This window comes from Pseudomonas sp. ADPe (genome assembly GCF_014843515.1).
In the GTDB taxonomy this organism is placed as follows: domain Bacteria; phylum Pseudomonadota; class Gammaproteobacteria; order Pseudomonadales; family Pseudomonadaceae; genus Pseudomonas; species Pseudomonas citronellolis.
The window spans coordinates 275,554-296,693 of record NZ_CP062122.1 but is presented as its reverse complement, the minus strand read 5'-3'; the positions used below and the strand labels follow the sequence as shown (position 1 = coordinate 296,693).

The following is a 21,140-nucleotide window of genomic DNA, read 5'->3' as shown; positions in this document are numbered from 1 at the left end:
GGGAGGGCGGTCCCTCTCCCTAACCCTCTCCCTGAAGGGAGAGGGGACCGTTGGGCAGACGTTGATGTTCTGGTGTTAGCCGGCTTGTGCCGAGTTGCCGGCTGAAGCCATTACTTCTCTCGGCACGGACAAGCCCCCTCTCCCTTCAGGGAGAGGGCTGGGGAGAGGGCGCTCTTGGTCCTGGCACCGCAGCCACCGGCAAACCCCGTTCGCGAGCAAGCTCGCTCCTACGAAAAGCCGGAGCGCTACCTGCCCCCCATGATCGCGATGTAATCCTGCGTCCAGCGGCTATAGGGCACGTACTTCCCGCCCTCCGCCTGCGGCGTCTTCCAGAAGGCGATGCGCTCGAACTGGTCGTAGCCGTTGGTGGCGCAGCCCTCGGCGCCGAGCAGCTGGCTGCCCTTGCAGCCGGCCGGCGCCGCCGGCACCGAACCGAACCAGGCGGCGACGTCGCCCTGCACCTTGGGCTCCAGCGACCAGTTCAGCCACTTGTAGGCGCAGTTCGGGTGCTTGGCGTCGACGTGCAGCATGGTGGTGTCGGCCCAGCCGGTGACGCCCTCGGCGGGGATGGTCGAGGCGATCGGCTGTTTCTCGCCCTGCAGGGCGTTGACCTGGTAGGGCCAGGAGCCGGAGGCGGCCACGCCTTCGTTCTTGAAGTCGCTCATCTGCACGGTCGCGTCGTGCCAGTAGCGGTGGATCAGCGCGTGCTGGGCGCGCAGCAGCTTGAGCACCGCGGCGTACTGCGCCTCGGTGAGCTGGTACGGGTCCTGGATGCCCAGGGACGGCTCGGTGGCCTTCAGGTAGAGCGCGGCGTCGGCGATGTAGATGGGCCCGTCGTAGGCCTGCACGCGGCCCTTGTTGCTCTTGCCGTCGGGCAGCTTCTGTTCCTTGAACACCACGCTCCAGCTGTCCGGCGCCTTGGGGAACACCTTGGTGTTATACATCAGCACGTTCGGGCCCCACTGGTAGGGCGTGCCGTAGTGCTTGCCGTCCACGGTGTGCCAGGGCGCGTCCTGCAGGCGCGGGTCGACGTTCTTCCAGTTGGGGATCAGGCTGACGTCGATCGGCTGCACGCGCTTGCCGTACACCAGGCGCAGCGAGGCATCGCCCGAGGCGGTGACCAGGTCGTAGCCGCCCTTGGCCATCAGGCTGACCATTTCGTCGGAGGTGGCGGCGGTCTTCACGTTGACCTTGCAGCCGGTCTCCTTCTCGAAGGGCGTCACCCAGTCGTAGTTCTTGTCGCTCTCGCCGCGCTCGATGTAGCCGGGCCAGGCGATGATGTCGAGGGCGCCCTCGGGCGCGCCGAGCTGGGCGGCCTGCGGGGCGGCGCTGGCCAGGGCGCAGGCGCCGGCGAAGGCCAGGGGGGCGAGTTTCGGGGAAGGCATGGTCGGACTCCTGTTGGGGGTTCGGAGCCTCTGCGGTCGTAGCGCACCGCGGGCGGGGCACCTGGGCGGACAGCATGTGTCATGGCGAAACGACATTTCTGGCAGCCTAGCCGCGCCCGGCGGGGGCTACAAGCGCAGGCTCGCCATCCACGCATAAGCATAGGCGCAAGCGCGCCGGGCCGGTCGCCGCCACTGGCCTAGACTGAAGCGGTTGGCGCCAAAAGGGGCGGCGCCGGCCCGCTGCCCGCGCCGGTTGCACCAAAGTGGCGCGCCAGTGCCGGGCGTGTTTTGCAAGCCATTGAAACCCAAGGCTTTGTTTCGATGGCACGGGGCTTGCGATGGCAAGGCTACTGGTGGCGACAAGGAGTTCGGCATGTCCCGCACTTTCTACGACGAGATGTATGACGCGAATGGCCAGTGCCGGGCGCACTACCGCGAATTCGCCCGCTGGCTGGCGGCGGCGGCGCCGGAAACCCTGGAGCAGCGCCGGCGCGAGGCCGACCTGCTGTTCCACCGCGCCGGCATCACCTTCACCCTCTATGGCGACGAGCAGGGCACCGAGCGCCTGATCCCCTTCGACACCATCCCGCGCAGCATTCCCATGAGCGAATGGCGCGTGGTGGAGCGCGGCTGCATCCAGCGGGTGCGCGCGCTGAACATGTTCCTCGCCGACCTCTACCACGGGCAGCGCATCATCAAGGCCGGGGTGGTCCCGGCGGAGCAGGTGCTGACCAACGAGGGCTACCAGATCGCCATGCAGGGCCTGGACCTGCATCGCGACCTCTACGCCCACATCGCCGGCGTCGACCTGGTGCGCGACGCCGACGGCAGCTACTACGTGCTGGAGGACAACCTGCGCACCCCCAGCGGCGTGAGCTACATGCTCGAAGACCGCAAGATGATGATGCGGCTGTTCCCCGAGCTGTTCGCCGCGCAGCGCATCGCGCCCATCGACCACTACCCGAACCTGCTGCTGGAGACCCTGCGCAGCTCCAGCCCGCTGGACAACCCCAGCGTGGTGGTGCTGACCCCCGGGCGCTTCAACAGCGCCTACTTCGAGCACGCCTTTCTCGCCCGCGAGATGGGCGTGGAACTGGTGGAGGGCGCCGACCTGTTCGTCCGCGACGAGCGCGTGTACATGCGCACCACCGCCGGCCCGCGCCCGGTGGACGTGATCTACCGGCGCCTGGACGACGCCTTCCTCGACCCGCTGGCCTTCAACCCCGAGTCGATGCTCGGCGTGCCCGGCCTGCTGGCGGCCTACCGCGCCGGCAACGTGGTGCTGGCCAACGCCATCGGCACCGGGGTGGCCGACGACAAGTCGATCTATCCCTACGTCGGCGACATGGTGCGCTTCTACCTGTCCGAGGAACCCATCCTGAAGAACGTGCCCACCTGGCAGTGCCGCAAGCCGGCCGACCTGTCCCACGTGCTGGCGCACCTGCCGCAGCTGGTGGTCAAGGAAACCCAGGGTTCCGGCGGCTACGGCATGCTCGTGGGGCCTGCGGCCAGCAGCCAGGAGATCGAGGCCTTCCGCGAGCGCATCAAGGCCCGCCCGCACGCCTACATCGCCCAGCCGACGCTGTGCCTGTCGACCTGCCCGACCTACGTCGACAGCGGCATCGCGCCGCGGCACATCGACCTGCGGCCGTTCGTGCTGTCCGGCCGCGAGACGCGCCTGGTGCCCGGCGGGCTGACCCGCGTGGCGCTGCGCGAGGGCTCGCTGGTGGTCAATTCGTCACAGGGTGGCGGTACCAAGGACACCTGGGTGGTGGAGGACTGACATGCTGAGCCGTACTGCAGCCGACCTGTACTGGATGTCCCGCTACCTGGAGCGCGCGGAGAACCTCGCGCGCATGCTCGACGTGAGCTATTCGCTGTCGCTGATGCCGGCGGACGACCGCGGCGGCGGCGCCGACGAACTGGCCATGCCGCTGTTGATCACCGGCACCATGGACGACTACCTGGAGCGCCACGGGAAGATGCAGCCCGAGCGCATGCTGCATTTCTTCGCCCTCGACGCCGACAACCCGGCGAGCATCTACCGCTGCCTGCAGGCCGCCCGCGGCAACGCCCACGCGGTGCGCGGGCGGATCACCGCGGACATCTGGGAGAACATCAACGCCACCTGGCTGGAGATGCGCAGCATCGCCCAGCAGGGCCTGGGCCGCTACGGCATCAGCCGCTTCTGCGAATGGGTCAAGGAGCGCTCGTACCTGTTCCGCGGCGCCACCTACGGCACCATCATGCGCGGCGAGGCCTCCAGCTTCATCCGCCTGGGCACCTTCATCGAACGCGCCGACAACACCCTGCGCCTGCTCGACGCCCGCTACGAACTGCTCGGCGAGGAGGCCGAGGAGGTCAGCGACACCTCGGCGCGCGGCTACTACCAGTGGAGCGCGCTGTTGCGCGCGCTGTCCTCCTTCGAAGCCTACAACGAGATCTACCGTGGCTCGCCCGATGCTCGCCAGGTGTCCGAACTGCTGCTCTTGCGTGCCGAGGTGCCGCGTTCCCTGCAAGCCTGCGTGGAGGAACTGGACGGCATCCTATCCACCTTGCCCGGCGACAACGGCCGCCCGGCGCAGCGCCTGGCCGCCGAATTGGCCGCGCGCCTGCGCTACACGGCGATCGACGAAATCCTCGGTGACGGCCTGCACGCCTGGCTCACCGATTTCATCCTGCTGATCCGCCAGCTGGCCCGGGCAATCCACAGTTCCTATCTGGAGGCCGTATGAAACTCGCCATCAGCCACGACACCACCTACCGCTACGACGACCCGGTGCGCGCCAGCATCCAGTACCTGCGCCTGACGCCCCAGGAAAGCGAGCGCCAGCACGTGCTCAGCTGGGAGCTCACGCTGCCGCGCCCGGCCCGCGCCCAGCGCGACCCCTACGGCAATGTGCTGCACGTGCTGAGCATCGACGAACCCCACGAGGCCGTGGTGATCCGCGCCCGCGGCCTGGTGGAGATCGACGAGAGTCGCGAGGCCGAGCACGACGACCAGTCGCCGCTGCCGTTCCTGCGCTTCACCCGCCTGACCACCCCGGACGACACCCTGCGCGCCTTCGCCCTGGCGCAGTGCGGCGAGGCCCGCGACCGCAACGCGCTGATCAAGCTGATGCATGCCCTGCACGCGCAGATGCCGTTCCAGCCGGGCGCCACCGGCGTCGAAAGCACCGCGGCCGAAGCCTTCGCCGGCGGCGCAGGGGTCTGCCAGGACCACACCCATGCCTTCCTCGCCTGCGCACGCAGCCTGGGCATCCCGGCGCGCTTCGTCTCCGGCTACCTGTACCGCGGCAGCGACCGGGACCTGGCCAGCCACGCCTGGGCCGAGGCCTGGCTGGACGACGCCTGGTACAGCTTCGACGTGACCAACGAACTGGCGCGCCCGGAGCGCCACCTGAAGCTGGCGGTGGGCCTGGACTACCTGGACGCCTGCCCGGTGCGCGGCATGCGCCGCGGCAGCGGCCTGGGCGAGCAGATGCACGCGCGGGTGGTGGTGGCGCCGCTGCTGCGCAGCCAGCAGTGAGGCCGGCGGGGAGGCTGCCACGGGATGGAAACCCGTGGTGGTCTAGTATTGCCGGGCAACCCCTGAAGAAGGCCATCCCATGACCTATTGCGTAGCCATGTGCCTGGACGAGGGCCTGGTGTTCGCCTCGGACTCGCGGACCAACGCCGGCATCGACCACATCGCCACCTTCCGCAAGCTGTTCACCTTCGGCGTGCCCGGCGAGCGCCTGATCGTGCTGCAGAGCGCCGGCAACCTGGCCACCTCGCAGTCGGTGGTGAACCTGCTGAAGCAGCGCCTGGACGACGCCAGCCAGGTGAACCTGCACAGCGTGCCGACCCTCTACGAAGCCACCGCGCTGGTGGCCGCCACCGTGCGCGAAGTGGTGGCCCGCGACGCCGCGCCCCTGGCCGGCAACACCGACCTGACCTGTTCCTTCCTGATCGGCGGGCAGATCGCCGGCGGCCCGCCGGAGCTGTACAGCATCTACCCCCAGGGCAACTTCATCCAGGCCACCGAAGACACGCCCTTCCTGCAGCTGGGCGAGAGCAAGTACGGCAAGCCGATCCTCGACCGCAACCTGGAGTTCACCACCAGCCTGGCCGAGGGCCTGCGTTGCGCGCTGGTGTCCTTCGATTCGACGATTCGAAGCAACCTTTCGGTGGGCATGCCGCTGGATTTGCTGGTGTACCACCGCGACAGCCTGATCGTCCCGGCGGGCTACCGGGTGACGGAGGAGGATGCGTACTACGCGAGCATCCGCAAGCAGTGGTCGGCGGGGTTGCATGAGCTGCTGGCGGAGCTGCCGGCGCCGCCGGTGGAGTACAACATCTAGCGGAGGGTGTTGGGTTCAAGAGCGCCCTCTCCCCAACCCTCTCCCGCAAGCGGGAGAGGGGGCTGTCCTGAGCGGGGTTGGAGTCAGGCACCATCCTCCACCCTCGTCATTCCCGCGAACGCGGGAACCCAGTGACGGCCAGGTTCGCGAGCAAGCTCGCTCCTACGAAAAGCAAAAGCAAAAGCGCGTTTGCTCTTGGACTTCCAGAGAAACCTCCGAGCGCACCGAAACGCCCCTTCAGCAGGCCGAGCGAAACCGGCGCTCAGGAGGTCATGCGACATGGATGTCGCGAGAGCCCCGATGGGCTACAGGGACGTACCCTCGGGGCGGGCCTCCGTGGCGGGGGAGTTCGTGAGGGTAGCCCGACTCTGTCGGGCCCGTATGTCGGGGCAAGCCTTTTTGGTTCCTTTTGTGGCGTTTGACAAAAGGGACTCGCCCGAGGGGACGAAACAAGACGGTCGGGCAGACTCGGAGCGGCGCAAAAACACCCAAGCCAAGGCAGCTGGGTTCCCGCGTTCGCGGGAATGACGAGGGGGAGTGAGGAGTTTCAGGATGACTCCAGATTTTCCGCCTACTCAGGACAGCCCCCTCTCCCTTCAGGGAGAGGGCTGGGGAGAGGGCGCTCTTCCCCCCAACACCACAGCCCCCGGCAAACCCCATTCGCAAGCAAGCTCGCCCCCACAACACCCCTCACCGCTCCCGCAACGCCTCCCAGCGCGCCTTCAGCACCGGCTTGAGCAGATAATCCAGCACGCTCTTCTCGCCCGTGATGATGTCCACCGTCGCCACCATCCCGGGGATGATCAGCAGCGGCTTGTTGTCCGGCCCCAGGTGGTTCTTGTCGGTACGCACCTGGATCAGATAGAAGGCGTTGCCCTTGTCGTCGGTGATGGTGTCCGCGCTGATCATCTCCAGCTTGGCCTTCAGGCCGCCGTAGATGGTGTAGTCGTAGGCGCTGAACTTCACTGTGGCCGGCTGGCCGGGGTGGAGGAAGGCGACGTCCTGCGGGCGGATCTTCGCTTCCACCAGCAGGTTGTCCTCCAGCGGGACGATTTCCACCATGTCGCTGCCCGGCTGCACCACGCCGCCGATGGTGTTGATCTTCAGCTGCTTGACGATGCCGCGCACCGGCGACACCACGGTGGTGCGGCTGACCTTGTCGTCGATGGCGCGGCTGGTGGCGGTGAGTTTGTTCAGCTCGGTGCGGGCCTCGTTGAGGTCCTTCAGGGCGTCGGTGCGGAAGCCCTGGCGCGACTCGTCGATCTTCCGCGCGATCTCCTGCATGGCCGCCTCGGCGCGGGGGATGGCCAGGGTGGTGGCGTTCAGCTCGCCGTTGATCTCCACCACGCTGCGGCGCAGGCGCAGCAGTTCCACCGGGGAGATGGCGCCGCTCTTGACCAGCGGCGTGGACATGTTCAGCTCCTGCTGCACCAGGCCGAGGCTGGAACGGTACTGCTGGGCCTTGGCGCGGAATTCCTGCAGCTCCTGGGTCTTCTGCCGCAGCTGTTCCTGGAGGATGCTTACCTCGCTGGCCTGGCGCGCCTGGCGGCTGTGGTAGAGCTGCAGCTGGTCGTCGACCACCTGCGGCGCGGTCTGCTTCAGGGCGTCGGAGAAGGCCGGCTCGCGGCCCTCGGCCTCGGCGCTCAGGCGTTCCACCCTGGCCTCCAGGGCGTTGCGGTCGGCCTCGGTCTCGCCCTTGTTGGAGGCGAAGCGGGTGTCGTCCAGGCGCAGCAGGGTCTGGCCCTTGTCCACCACCTGGCCCTCGTGGACGAAGATTTCCGAGACGATGCCGCCCTCCAGGTTCTGGATGGTCTGCACCTTGCTGGAGGGGATGGCCTTGCCTTCGCCCTTGGTGACTTCCTCCAGGTGCGCGTAGTGCGCCCAGGCCAGCGCGCAGACCAGCAGCGCGAGCACCGCCCAGAGGGTGATGCGCGCCGCCAGCGGCGAGTCCTCCAGCACCGTGCCCTGGACCTCGGGCATGAACTCGGTGTCGCTGCGGCCGCCGAGGTAGCCCGGCGTCGGTTGCATGCTGCTCATGGCTTCACCCCGCTGCCGGGCCGACGTGGCCCTTGCGCAATGCTTCGATCACCGCGTCCTTCGGCCCGTCGGCGACGATGCGCCCGGCGTCGAGGACGATCAGCCGGTCGACCAGGGCGAGCATCGAGGTGCGGTGGGTGACCAGCAGCAGCGTCTTGTCCGCGCAGCACGCCTGCAGGCGCCGGCGCAGGGCTTCCTCGCTGCTGTTGTCCATGGCGCTGGTGGGCTCGTCGAGCACCAGGATCGGCGGGTCCAGCAGCAGCGCGCGGGCCATCAGCACGGCCTGGCGCTGGCCGCCGGAGAGCAGCTGGCCGCGCTCGCCCACCGGGCGGTCGAAGCCGGCCGGGTGCTGCCGGGCCAGTTCGCTGACGCCGGTCAGCTCGGCCACCTCCAGCATGCGCGCATCGCCGACGTAGCGCGCGCCCAGGGTCAGGTTGTCGCGCAGGCTGCCGGCCAGCAGCGGCAGGTCGTGGGCCACGTAGCCCACCTGCTGGCGCAGGTCGGCCACGTCTATCTGCCGCAGGTCCAGGCCGTCGAGCAGGATCTGCCCCTCGTCCGGCTGGTAGAAGCCCAGCAGCAGGCGCGCCAGGGTGCTCTTGCCCGAGCCGCTGCGGCCGATCAGCCCGACCTTCTCGCCGGGGGCCAGGCGCAGGCCGATCTGGCTCAGCGCCGCGGCGTTCTGCTCGGAGTAGCGGAATTCCACCTGGCGCATCTCCAGCGCGCCGTGCAGCTGGGTGCGCTCCAGCGGGCGCTGGCTGGCCTGGCGCTCCTGGGGCAGGGCCATGAGCGCGTCGGTGCTCTTCATGGTCAGGCGCGCCTGCTGGTGGCGGGTGATCAGCCCGGCGATCTGCCCCAGCGGCGCCAGCACCCGGCTGTTGAGCATGTAGCAGGCGACCAGGGCGCCGACGCTGAGCTGGCCGTCGAGGATGGCGTAGACGCCGCAGATGATCAGGGCCATGCCGGCGAACTGCTGGACGAACAGGGTGCCGTTGGTGGCCAGGGTGGCGAGGAAGCGGGCGTGGTTGTCCAGGCGGGTGAGGGCGCCGTGGGTGGCTTCCCAGCGGTACTGCCGCTCGCTTTCGGCGCCGCAGGCCTTGAGCGTTTCCAGGCCGCCGAGGGTCTCGATCAGCAGGGCCTGGCGCTCGGCGCCGAGGGTCAGGCTCTTCTGCACGGTGTCGCGCAGGCGCACCTGGATCAGGTAGGCGAAGCCGATGGTCAGCGGGAAGGCCAGCAGCGGCACCGCCACCAGAGCGCCGCCGAGCAGGCCGATGACCACGATCATCAGCAGCGAGAAGGGCAGGTCGATGAGGCTGGTGAGGGTCAGCGCGGTGAGGAATTCGCGCAGGCCCTGGAAGTCGTGGATGCTCTGGGCGAAGCCGCCGACCGTGGCCGGGCGGAACTTCATGGCCATGCCGGTGATGCGCTCGAACAGCGTGGCCGAGAGCACCACGTCGGTCTTCTTCCCGGCCATGTCCAGCAGGTGCGAGCGCAGCACCCGCAGCAGCAGCTCGAAGAGGGTGCCCAGCAGCAACCCGCTGGCCAGCACCCAGAGGGTGGAGATGGCCTGGTTGGGCACCACGCGGTCGTAGGTCTGCATGACGAACAGCGGCACCAGCATGCTCAGCAGGTTGATCAGCAGGCTCGCCACCAGGGCGTCGGTATAGAGCCAGCGCGACAGCCTGAGGGTGTCGCGGAACCAGGCCTCGACCCGCGGCACCAGCGGCTGGCGCGCCGCCTCCAGCTCGTGGCGCGGGCGGGCGAACAGGGCCAGGCCGCTGTACTGCGCGGCCAGTTCCTCGGTGCCCACCCACTGCTCGCCACCCTCGGTCTCGCAGGGCAGGATCAGCGCCTGGCCGTCCGCGCCCCACTGGCGCAGCACCGCGCTACGCCCGCCGTCGAGCAGCAGCAGCACCGGCAGGTTGAGCGCCGGTATGGCCTTCAGCTCGCGGCGCAGCAGGCGCCCCTGCAGGCCGGCGCGGGCCGCGGCGCGGGGCAGCAGCTCGGCGTTCAGGCGTTGCTGCGGCAACGGCAGGCCGGCGCTCAGGCTGGTGCGGCTGACCGAGCAGCCGTGCAGGCGGCAGAGGATCAGCAGGCCGTCGAGCAGGGGGTCGTCGTGGCTCAGGCGGGGGTCGTCCGCTGCGGGGTTGCCGCGCTCCTGGATGATCATGGTCACGCTACTTCTCCCGGGCTTCTGCGAGCCCCGTGCGGCCGCCGCGCCCCGCAGGCGCCGCCGGCCGGGCGGGCCGGCGGCGGACGCGGGGCGGGCAGGGCCTTATTTCATGTCGGGCAGGCGTGTCTCGGTCTTCACGTCGGACAGCGCCACGCCCTCATGGGGCGGCACGACGTTCTGCGAGCGCAGCAGGGCGCCCATGGCGGCCAGCACGCGGTAGCGCGAGTACTCCTCGGTGTAGCGCACCTGGGTGTAGCGGCGGTTGGCGGTGAACAGTTCGTTCTCGCTGTCCAGCAGGTCGAGCAGCGTGCGCTGGCCGAGGGTGAACTGCTGCTGGTAGGCCTCGCGGACCTTGCGCGTGTAGTCGGCGTATTCGCGCGCCGGGCCGGTCTGCTTGCTGGCGTTCTCCATGGCGTCCCAGGCCAGCGAGAGGTTCTCGTTGAGCAGGCGCAGGGCGTTGTCGCGGACGTCCTTGGCCTCGTCGATCTGGTGCGAGGTGGCGCCGAGGCGGTTCTTGTCGCGCATGCCGTTGAACAGGTTGTAGCGCATCACCACCTGGGCTTCCCAGTCGTTGTAGTGGCCCACTTCGCCGTCGACGTTGTTGTTCGCCGCCTTCGACAGTTCCAGGTCGAAGCGCGGGTAGAAGGGCGACTTGGCCGCCTCGTACTGCTTCTCGGCGGCATTCACGTCGGCCTGGGCCGATTTGAGCAGCGGGTTGTTGCTCAGCACTTCCTGGCGCGCCTTGTTGATGTCGCTGGGCACCAGGGCCTTGACGGTGGAGGGCGTCTCCAACTCGTCGGGCTGCTTGCCCACGGCGCTGTAGAAGTTGGCCTCGGCGTCGCGCAGGTCGACTTCCTCGGTGTACAGGTTGTTCTGCGCCAGGGCCAGGCGCGCGGTGGCCTGGTCGTTGTCGGCGGTGCTGCCGACGCCCTGCTGGCTGCGCATGCGGATCTGGTCGCCGATGCGCTGGTGGGCCTGCAGGTTGTTGCGCGCCAGGCTCACCATCTCGCGGTGCTGCAGCACGTTGAGGTAGACCTCGACGGTGCGCAGCGCGGCGTTCTCCGAGGTGCCCAGCACGCGGAACGCCTTGGAATTGACGTTGGCCTCGTTACGCGCCACCTCGTTGGGCGTGGCGAAGCCGTCGAACAGCATCTGCTGCAGGCGGAGCTCGGCATCGCCGCGGTTGAGCGTCTCCTTGTTGTGGTTGCCTTCCTGACGGGTAGAGGGGCTATCGACGCCTTCGCGGCCGTAACCCAGCAGTAGATCGACGGTGGGCAGGTAGCCGCCGCGGGCGATCTTCAGTTCCTGGTCTGCGGTCAGCCGGCTGTTCATGCTCTGGCTGATCTCCGGGTGATATTGCAGGGTGCTCTGTATGGCTTGGGTCAGGCTCATCGCGTTGGCTTGAGCGCAGGTGGCCGCCAGAAATACACCGCTCCATAGCGTCGCGTTACGACTGCGCATGGCGTTCTCCTGGTGTTCTCGACTTCGATGCTCTTGCAATTCGCCAAAAACTTGGCTTTTTTCTGATATCAAGCGTTTCACGCCTGTAACATCAGAGCTAAGAACAACTTTTCGCGAACCTCAGAAGAATTTTTCACATCCCATATTCAGAAAAAGTCTTATGACACCTGTGAAAAGCGGCACATTGTAAAACTCGCAAACCCTGATTTTTCTTGGCTATGGGGACGAATGGGCTTGCACATACAGCCATGTACGTTTCAGGCGGCTAGGGCGGGCGTTTCCGCGAAGTACCGAAGCAAGCGTGGTCAAAAAAATGGCGGATTCATCCGCTGGCTTTTTGATGCCAAAGCGCCTTCAGGCTTCTGCTTCCCTCTACGCATCACTGCGCGCCGGTGACGGCATGGCCAACTCGGAGGTCTTGGGTGCCGCCGGAGGTGGCGCCGGGCGGCAAGCGCAGAGTAAGCGCGGAGGATGCAGTCATGGCCAGCTTGGTAGGTATCGTCAGCAAGGCGGTGGGCGAGGTCTTCGCCGTGGCCGCGGATGGTTCGCGTCGCATCCTGCACCAGGGCGACAAGCTGTTCGTCGGCGAACAACTGGTGACCGGGCACGAAGGTGCCGTGGCCGTGGCGATCGCCGGCGGCGGCGAACTCACCCTGGGGCGCGACAGTTCGATGCCGATGAGCAATCAACTGGTCGCCGCCGCCCACCACCAGTACGCGGACAGCGCGCCGGCGCAGGCGCCGGTCGCGCCCAGCCAGCAGGACATCACCGACGTCAAGGCGCTGCAGGCGGCCATCGCCGCCGGGCAGGACCCGAGCCAGGTCGCCGAGGCCACCGCGGCCGGCCCGTCGTTCTCCGCCGGCGGCAACGCCAAGGCCGGCGGCGGGCACTCCTTCGTGCTGCTGACCGAGACCGGCGGCCGCGTCGATCCGGACATTGGTTTCCCCACCGGACCCCTGGGCAGCGGCCCGCTGTTCCCGCGGCTGTTCGACGGCATACCCAGCCCCGAGCAGGCCCAGGCGGCGCCGCCGACCCCGCCGGAACCGCCGACCCCGCCCGTCGACGGCGTGCCCAGCGCGGGCAACGCCAGCGCCGTGGTGGATGAGGACGGCCTGCCCGGCGGCATCCAGGGCAACGACGGCCTGCCCGGCGTCGGCGCCAGCGCTTCCGGCAGCCTCGGCTACGACTTCGGCGCCGACGGCCCCGGGACCTTCGCCTGGAGCACCACCGGCCTGCCGGCGCTGACCTCCGGCGGCGTGGCCCTGAGCTACAGCGTGAGCCCCGACGGCCACGTGCTGACGGCCTCGGCCAATGGCCAGACGGTGTTCACCCTGAGCCTCACCAACCTCGCCAACGGCGCCTATGAACTGGTCCTGCAGCAGCCGCTGGACCACCCGCAGCACGGCGTCGAGGACGACATCGCCCTCAGCGTCCCCTACACCCTGACCGACGGCAACGGCACCCCCGTCGGCGGCAACCTGGCCATCCTCATCAACGACGACAGCCCCACCGCCGGCCTGGCCCTGGAGGGCGAGGCGCCGAGCCTGCTCAGCCATGACGAAGGCACCCGCGGCGGCGCTTCCGAGAGCGTCTCGGCGGACTTCGCCAGCGCCTTCAAGGCGACCCTGGCCTATGGCGCCGACGGCGCCGGCAGCGTGGCCTGGCACTACAGCCTGAACGTCACCAGCCAGGGCGAGGCCTCGGGCCTGAGCAGCGGCGGCCAGGGCATCCACCTCTACCTGATCGATGGCGTGGTGGTGGGCTCCACCGCCGCCAGCGCCGGCGCGGTCAGCAGCGCCAACACCGTCTTCTCGCTGGCGGTGGACGCCGCCAGCGGCAAGGTCACCCTGACCCAGTACGCCGCCATCGACCACGCCCTGCCGGGCGACACCGGCGGTTTCGACAGCCAGCACGTCACCCTCGGCAGCGACCTGGTGCAACTGCAGGGCAGCGTCACCATCACCGACCGTGACGGCGACCCGGCCAGCGCCAGCCAGAACCTGGACCTGGGCGGCCGGATCGGTTTCGCCGACGACGGCCCGAGCATCGGCATCGGCGCCAGCGGCGCGCAGCTGGGCAACCTGGTGACCCAGGATGCGGACACCATCGGCAGCAACTTCGACACCGCCACCACCAGCTTCGCCGCAGCCTTTGCCATCACCTCGCAAAGCACCGGCGCCGATACCCCGGCTGCGGTGAACTGGAGCTACGCGCTGAAGCTGGACGTGGCCGAAGGCACCGAGTCGGGGCTGAACAGTGCCGGGCAGAAGATTTATCTGTACGAGCAGAATGGCCAGATCATCGGTAGCACTTCCAGCACCGAAGCTGGCGTGGATTTCAGCAACACCATCTTCAACCTGAAGGTCGACGGCAGCGGCAATGTCACCCTGACGCAATACGCCGAGATCGATCACGCGCTGCCGGGTGCGACCAGCAACTATGCCGCGCAGCAGGCCTTCCTTGGCACCGGCCTGGTGAGCCTGGACGCTACCGCGACCATCACCGACTACGACGGCGACAAGGCCTCGTCCAGCGCCAGCATCGATCTGGGCGGCAAGGTGGCCTTCGACGACGATGGCCCGTCCATCTGCATCGACCTCAGCGGTAAGGTTCCGGTGCTGCTGCACACCCAGGACGCCGACACCATCGGCAGCAACTTCGACACCGCCACCACCAGCTTCGCCGCAGCCTTCGCCATCACATCGCAGAGCGCCGGCGCCGATACGCCGGCTGCGGTGAGCTGGAGCTATGCGCTGAAACTGGATGTAGCGGAGGGCACCCAGTCAGGCCTGAACAGTGCCGGGCAGAAGATTTACCTCTACGAGCAGAACGGCCAGATCATCGGCAGCACCGCCAGCAGTGAAGGTGGCGTGAATGCCAGCAACACCATCTTCAACCTGAAGGTGGACGGCAGCGGCAATGTCACCCTCACGCAGTTCGCCGAGATCGATCACGCGTTGCCGGGCGCGACCAGCAACTATGCGACCCAGCAGACCTCCCTCGGCACTGGCCTGGTGAGCCTGCAGGCCAGCGCCACCATCACCGACTACGATGGCGACAAGGCCAGCTCCACGGCCTCGCTCGACCTGGGCAACAAGGTCGCGTTCGACGATGACGGCCCTTCCATCTGCATCGACCTCAGCGGCAGCAAGCCCATCGTGCTGCTGACCCATGACGCGGACACCATCGGCTCGAACTTCGACACCGCCACCACCAGCTTCGCCGCGGCCTTTGCCATCACATCGCAGAGCGCTGGTGCCGACACTCCGGCTTCGGTGAACTGGAGCTACGCGCTGAAGCTGGACGTGGCCGAAGGCACCCAATCGGGCCTGAACAGTGCGGGGCAGAAAATCTACCTGTACGAGCAGAACGGTCAGATCATCGGCAGCACCTCGAACACCGAAGGCGGGGTGAATGCCAGCAACACCATCTTCAACCTGAAGGTGGACGGCAGCGGCAGTGTCACCCTGACGCAGTACGCCGAAATCGACCACGCGCTGCCGGGCGCCACCAGCAACTACGCCACCCAGCAGGCCCCCCTGGCCACCGGCCTGGTGAGCCTGCAGGCCACCGCGACCATCACCGACTACGACGGCGACAAGGCCAGCTCCACGGCCTCGCTGGACCTGGGCAACAAGGTGGCCTTCGCCGACGACGGCCCGTCCATCAGCGTCGGCCTGGGCGGCCAGTCGGTGCTGGTGCAGACCCAGGACGCCGACACCATAGGCGCCAACTCCGACACCGCCAGCGGCGACTTCACCGGCGCCTTCGTCATCACCTCGCAGAGCGCCGGCGCCGATGCCCCGGCCTCCGCCGTGAGCTGGAGCTACAGCCTCAAGCTGCTGGCCGGGCAGGGCGCCGACAGCGGGCTGAGCAGCGGCAACGCGACCATCCACCTTTACGACGTCGGCGGCAAGATCGTCGGCAGCACCGCCACCAGCCTGCAGGGCGTGACCACGGCCAACACCGTGTTCGACCTGCGCCTGGACGGCAATAGCGGCAAGGTGATCCTCACCCAGTACTCGGCCATCCAGCACGACGGGCCGGGGGCTTCCGGCAACTACGACAGCCAGGTGGCCTGGCTGAAGACCGGGCTGGTCGGCCTGGAAGGCACCGCCAGCATCACCGACTACGACGGCGACAAGGCCAGCAGCAGCCAGACCCTCGACCTGGGCAACAAGATCGGCTTCGCCGACGACGGCCCCACCGCGGTGGACGACCACCCGGCATGCCTGCTGGTGCAGCCGCCGCCGGCGGTCAACCTGACGCTGGTGCTCGACGTCTCCGGCAGCATGCAGGGCAGCAAGCTGGCCCAGGCCAAGGCCGCGCTGATCAACATGCTGCACGAGTACGCCTCCATGGGCCTGCTGATCCAGGTCTCGCTGATCAGCTTCGCCACCTCGGCCAGCGCCGCCAGCCACTACAGCTTCGACGACGCCGGCGACAGCGGCTACACCAGCCTGGTGAACGCCATCAACGGCCTGCAGGCCGGCGGCAACACCAACTACGAGGCCGCGCTGAACCGTGCCCAGACCAGCATCAACGCCGACCTGAACGCGCCGGGGGCCGACCCCGCGGCGATCAACCGGGTGTACTTCATCTCCGATGGGCAGCCCACCACCGGTAGCACCAACGCTGCGCTGAACGCCTGGCAGAGCTTCCTCGCGGCGCACAACGGCAGCACCAACAACGTCGAGGCCTTCGCCGTCGGCGTCGGCACCTCCATCACCGACCAGGACCTGGTGCGGGTGGATAGCCACGGCACCCCGGTCATCGTCACCGACCCCAGCGACCTCAGCGCCACCCTGGTCAACCTCAGCCACCTCGACGCGGTCAGCGGCAACGTATTGGCCAATGACTTGCCGGTAAGCGCCGACGGCACCGTGCGCATCACCCAGGTGAGCATCGGCGGCGAGACCTTCGCGGTGGACGCCAACGGCAACCTCACCAACCTCAACCCCAGCGCCAGCCATGCCACCGGCAGCTACAACGCCAGCAGCGGCCTGCTGACCATCAGCACCGACAACGGCACCCTGACGCTGTACCTGAAGGATGGCGGCGGCCACCACGCCGGCGACTACACCTACGCGGTCAAGGCCAGCGTGAGCTTCCCGGAAAGCGGGCAGATCAGCGAATCGTTCCACTACACCATCGTCGATGGCGACGGCGACACCTCCTCGGCCAACCTCGACATCTGCGTGAAATACGGCGCACCGATCCTGGTGGTGGGCAGCAATGCCAGCGACACCGACGGCTCGACGACGCCCCACGTCGTGCCCAGCCCGCTCGGGCCGGACCACGGCACCATCGCCGGCAGCTTCGGCAACGACGTGCTGATCGGCGACGTGGGCGGCGTTTCCGTCACCACCACGCCCGGCAAGAACTACAACATCGCGCTGATCATCGACACCTCCGGCAGCATGGCCGACCCCTCCGGGACCACCGGGCTCAGCCGCATGGCCCTGGCCAAGGCGGCGCTGATCAACCTGCTGAACCAGATCAAGGGCCACGACGGCACCATCAACCTGGCCCTGGTGTCCTTCGCCGACGGCTCGACGCTGACCCAGGTGCATGGCCTGAACAGCACCAACGTCGCCACCCTGATCAGCGCCATCAACAGCCTCGGCGCCGTGGGCGGGACCAACTACGAGGCGGCGCTGAAATCCACCGTCGACTGGTTCAACGCCACGGTGGGCGGGGGCGCCAACGCCGCCCACGACTACATCAACCTGGCGTTCTTCCTCACCGACGGCAACCCCACCACCTACATCGGCGACAGCAGCAACAGCGGCACCGTCACCAACTACCACGACATCAAGGACGCGCTGGACGTCGCCAACAACCTGCTCAACGGCGGCGGCCTGTTCAGCGGCAGCGACCACGTGTCGGTGAACGCCATCGGCATCGGCGACGGCATCAACAGCGGCATCCTGCAGTTCTTCGACAACACCAGCACCACGGGCACCGCCACCCTGCATTTCACCGGCAACACCCCGGACCTCACCGCCAACGTCGGCCAGCCGCAGATCATCAACACCGCCGAACAGCTGCAGACCGCGTTGCAGGAAGGCTTCAGCAACACCTCGCCGCAGGCGGTGGGCCACGACCACCTGGTCGGCGGCGACGGCAACGACATCCTCTTCGGCGACGTGATCAACACCGACGCCCTGAGCTGGACCGGGCACGCCGCCGGCACCCACAACGGCGCCGGCTACCAGGGCCTGGTGGACTACCTGACCGCCGCCAACGGCGGCGCCGCGCCGTCCCAGGGCCAGGTGACCAACTACATCGTCGCCCACGCCTATGAACTCAACGTCGCCGGCGACACCCGCGGCGGCAACGACACCCTTGAAGGCGGCAAGGGCGACGATCTGCTGTTCGGCCAGGGCGGCAACGACACGCTGCTCGGCGGCGACGGCAACGACATCCTGTTCGGCGGCATGGGCGACGACACCCTTACCGGCGGCGCCGGCGCCGACCAGTTCGTCTGGCAGAAGGGCGAGGCCGGGCATGACGTGATCAAGGACTTCAACATAGGCGAGGGCGACTCGCTGAACCTGGCCGACCTGCTGCAGGGCGAGCACGCCACCGCCGATTCGCTGGCGCAGTACCTGACCTTCTCGGTCAACGCCACCACCTCGACCACCACCATATCGGTGAACCCCACCGGCGCGACAGGGGGCGCGACGACCCAGACCATCGACCTGGCCAACGTCGACCTGGTGGCCAAGTACACCGACCACCACGGCGGCGCCATCGTCTCCAGCGGCGACACCCACGCGGTGCTCAACGGCCTGCTGGCCGACCATGCGGTGAAGGTGGACACCGTCTGAGCGCGCCGCAAGGGCGCCTGCGACCGCCGCCCTTGGGCGGCGGTCGCGTATCCGCTGGGGGATGGCAGCGCATATCCGGGATGAATGATCGTCGCGCCCCGGCATTCGCTCGCCCTATGCTTGGCCGACTGCACCTCCCCAATCGAACAACAAGCAACGAGGTTTCCCATGCGTGAAGTGGTGATCGTCGACAGCGTCCGTACCGGCCTGGCCAAGTCGTTCCGCGGCAAGTTCAACATGACCCGGCCCGACGACATGGTGGCCCACTGCATCGACGCGCTGCTGGCGCGCAACGGCCTGGACCCGCTGCTGGTGGACGACTGCGTGGTCGGCGCCGGCTCCAACGAGGGCGCCCAGGGCCACAACATCGGCCGCAACGCCGCGGTGCTGTCGAAGCTGGGCATCCACGTCGCCGGCATGACCCTCAACCGCTACTGCTCCTCGGGCCTGCAGGCCATCGCCATCGCCGCCAACCAGGTGGCCTCCGGCTGCAGCGACATCCTGGTGGCCGGCGGCGTCGAGTCCATCACCCTGACGGCCAAGTCGCGCAACACCGACCACTTCGTCAACCCGCGCCTGGAAGCGGAATTCCCGGGGATCTACTACCCCATGGGGCAGACCGCCGAGATCGTCGCCCGTCGCTACAACGTCACCCGCGAGGAACAGGACCTCTACGCCCTGCAGAGCCAGCAGCGCACCGCCCGCGCCCAGGCCGAGGGCCTGTTCGACGACGAAATCGTGCCGATGAACGTGCGCTACGCCGTGGAAGACAAGGCCACCGGCGAGAAGAAGGTGGTCGAAGGCGTGGTCGACCGCGATGACTGCAACCGCCCGGACACCACCCTCGAAGGCCTCAACTCGCTGAAGCCGGTGTTCGCCGAAGACGGCTCGGTGACCGCCGGCAACGCCTCGCAGCTTTCCGACGGCGCCTCCATGACCCTGGTGATGAGCCTGGACAAGGCCCTGGAACTGGGCCTCAAGCCCAAGGCCTTCTTCCGCGGCTTCACCGTGGCCGGTTGCGAGCCGGACGAGATGGGCATCGGCCCGGTGTTCTCGGTGCCCAAGCTGCTCAAGGCCCGCGGTCTGCAGATCGACGACATCGACCTGTGGGAACTCAACGAAGCCTTCGCCTCGCAGTGCCTGTACGCGCGCAACCGCCTGGGCATCGACAACGAGAAGTACAACGTCAACGGCGGCTCCATCTCCATCGGCCACCCCTTCGGCATGACCGGCTCGCGCCAGGTCGGCCACCTGGTGCGCGAACTGCAGCGGCGCAACCTGCGCTACGGCATCGTGACCATGTGCGTGGGCGGCGGCATGGGCGCCACCGGCCTGTTCGAAGCGCTCCGCTGAGTCTGGCGGCCGTCCCCACGCAGGAGGGCCGATAGCGAAGCCCCGGCAGCGATGCCGGGGCTTTTTTCGTTGGGGAGGGGTTTTGTAGGAGCGAGCTTGCTCGCGAACGGAGTTACCCGGCGGCATCATCGCTTGGGATTGACTCCGCTCCCTCTCCCCAGCCCTCGGCTGCGCGCCCCGCCCTGAAGGGAGAGGGGGCTTGTCCGTGCCAGTGGGGAAGGACGGTTTCAGCCGGAAACTACCGTCGTGGCCGGCTGACTCCAGAACATCCAAGCACACCGAACGGTCCCCTCTCCCTTCAGGGAGAGGGTTAGGGAGAGGGCGTTCTTCAGGATGCACACCGAACCTGGCCAGCAGAACGTCCTTCGCGAGCAAGCTCGCTCCTACAGAAAAGCCCACCCCGGCACCACCAAAGAAAAACCCCGGCACCTGGCCGGGGTTCATGACTCGCCTAAAACCCAGACAACACCTACTGCGCCACCCGCGCATACAACCCGGCGGCCTGCTGCATCCGGCTGATGTACTGCATCACCTCGCGCTCTGCATCGAAGCGGGTGAAGAACGGCCCTTCCAGCGTGCCTTCGCGGGTCGAGAAGAAGTACTGGCCATTGACCGCGCTGATCCGGTCGCTCCGATAGTGGGTGCCCGGCTCGCCGTCAGTCACTCGTTTACCGAACATGAAGATACCTCCCACACCTTGCGGGTTAATGATTTCAGTGTAGTCAGGCCGGGCGGCGGCGGGGCGCAGGCGACGAATGGACGGCGGCGCAGGCCCCGGCGGCTATGCTCAATGGCCAGTGGTGCGAGGCCAGGTGACTGCATATCTTTTTGGTTATAAGAAAATCGAAATATATTCTTTTTAATGCAATCCGGCCTTGTGCATAGTGAACCCCACACGAACCAGGAGCCCAACCCATGAGTCTGCGTCTTGGCGACATCGCCCCCGACTTCGAACAGGAATCCAGCGAAGGCCGCATCCGTTTCCACGAATGGCTCGGCGACAGCTGGGGCATTCTCTTCTCCCACCCGGCGGACTTCACCCCGGTGTGCACCACCGAGTTGGGCCTGACCGCCAAGCTCAAGGACGACTTCGCACAGCGCGGCGTCAAGGTGATCGCGCTGTCGGTTGACCCGGTGGAGTCCCACGTGAAGTGGATCGACGACATCAACGAAACCCAGAACACCGTGGTCAACTTCCCGATCATCGCCGACGCCGACCGCAAGGTCTCCGAGCTGTACGACCTGATCCACCCGAACGCCAACGACACCCTGACCGTGCGTTCGCTGTTCGTCATCGATCCGAACAAGAAGGTGCGCCTGACCATCACCTATCCGGCCAGCACCGGGCGCAACTTCAACGAGATCCTGCGGGTGGTGGACTCGCTGCAACTGACCGACAACCACAAGGTCGCCACGCCCGGCAACTGGCAGGACGGCGACGAGGTGGTCATCGTGCCCTCGCTGAAAGACGAGGACGAGATTCGCCGGCGTTTCCCCAAAGGCTACCGCGCAGTCAAGCCGTACCTGCGCCTGACCCCGCAGCCCAACCGCTGATTTT

The 21,140-nt window shown here is 67.6% G+C and carries 12 protein-coding genes; 7 read left to right on the top strand and 5 right to left on the bottom strand.

What is annotated here, in order from left to right; translation table 11 throughout:
• Positions 1-245: 245 nt before the first annotated feature.
• A complete protein-coding gene (gene ydcS / locus IG194_RS01245; protein ID WP_058490187.1) occupies positions 246-1,385 on the bottom strand; it encodes a putative ABC transporter substrate-binding protein YdcS in 1,140 nt (379 codons plus the stop codon).
• Between the two features lie 373 nt (positions 1,386-1,758).
• Between ydcS and IG194_RS01240 the strand changes: the two genes are divergently transcribed.
• From IG194_RS01240 to IG194_RS01225, 4 genes are all read left to right on the top strand, one after another.
• Positions 1,759-3,168 carry a circularly permuted type 2 ATP-grasp protein gene (locus tag IG194_RS01240; RefSeq protein WP_009618783.1) on the top strand — a complete coding sequence of 470 codons (1,410 nt, stop codon included), beginning with the start codon at positions 1,759-1,761 and terminating at the stop codon, positions 3,166-3,168.
• A gap of 1 nt (position 3,169) precedes the next feature.
• Entirely contained in the window at positions 3,170-4,120 is a 951-nt protein-coding gene (locus IG194_RS01235) for an alpha-E domain-containing protein (protein WP_009618784.1), read from the top strand.
• Positions 4,117-4,914: a transglutaminase family protein gene (locus IG194_RS01230; RefSeq protein ID WP_058490186.1), complete on the top strand. Its 798-nt coding sequence runs from the start codon at positions 4,117-4,119 to the stop codon at positions 4,912-4,914. The genes IG194_RS01235 and IG194_RS01230 overlap by 4 nt, the downstream gene beginning before the upstream one ends.
• Before the next feature lie 79 nt (positions 4,915-4,993).
• Complete coding sequence (locus IG194_RS01225; RefSeq protein ID WP_058490185.1) at positions 4,994-5,728, top strand: proteasome-type protease; 735 nt, start codon at positions 4,994-4,996, stop codon at positions 5,726-5,728.
• Positions 5,729-6,418: 690 nt separating this feature from the next.
• Here IG194_RS01225 and IG194_RS01220 read toward each other — a convergent pair.
• The 3 genes from IG194_RS01220 to IG194_RS01210 all read right to left on the bottom strand — a co-directional run bounded on the left by IG194_RS01220 (position 6,419) and on the right by IG194_RS01210 (position 11,396).
• Positions 6,419-7,765: an HlyD family type I secretion periplasmic adaptor subunit gene (locus IG194_RS01220; protein ID WP_058490184.1), complete on the bottom strand. Its 1,347-nt coding sequence runs from the start codon at positions 7,763-7,765 to the stop codon at positions 6,419-6,421.
• 4 nt (positions 7,766-7,769) lie between these two features.
• A complete protein-coding gene (locus IG194_RS01215; protein WP_064987673.1) occupies positions 7,770-9,932 on the bottom strand; it encodes a type I secretion system permease/ATPase in 2,163 nt (720 codons plus the stop codon).
• Between the two features lie 105 nt (positions 9,933-10,037).
• A complete protein-coding gene (locus IG194_RS01210; RefSeq protein ID WP_058490183.1) occupies positions 10,038-11,396 on the bottom strand; it encodes a TolC family outer membrane protein in 1,359 nt (452 codons plus the stop codon).
• A gap of 479 nt (positions 11,397-11,875) precedes the next feature.
• On the opposite strand from IG194_RS01210, the gene IG194_RS01205 reads away from it, so the two are divergent.
• Complete coding sequence (locus tag IG194_RS01205) at positions 11,876-18,229, top strand: retention module-containing protein (RefSeq protein ID WP_058490182.1); 6,354 nt, start codon at positions 11,876-11,878, stop codon at positions 18,227-18,229.
• Positions 18,230-18,397: 168 nt separating this feature from the next.
• On the top strand, positions 18,398-19,582 hold the full coding sequence (locus IG194_RS01200) for a thiolase family protein (RefSeq protein WP_009618792.1): 1,185 nt from the start codon (positions 18,398-18,400) through the stop codon (positions 19,580-19,582).
• Positions 19,583-20,051: 469 nt separating this feature from the next.
• Here the strand turns inward: IG194_RS01200 and IG194_RS01195 are convergent, their stop codons facing one another.
• Positions 20,052-20,261 (bottom strand): DUF6316 family protein, encoded by a 210-nt coding sequence (locus tag IG194_RS01195; protein WP_009618794.1) that lies wholly within the window; start codon positions 20,259-20,261, stop codon positions 20,052-20,054.
• Positions 20,262-20,497: 236 nt separating this feature from the next.
• Between IG194_RS01195 and IG194_RS01190 the strand changes: the two genes are divergently transcribed.
• Positions 20,498-21,136, top strand: a complete 639-nt coding sequence (locus tag IG194_RS01190; protein ID WP_043272102.1) for a peroxiredoxin — start codon at positions 20,498-20,500, stop codon at positions 21,134-21,136.
• Positions 21,137-21,140 lie beyond the last annotated feature (4 nt).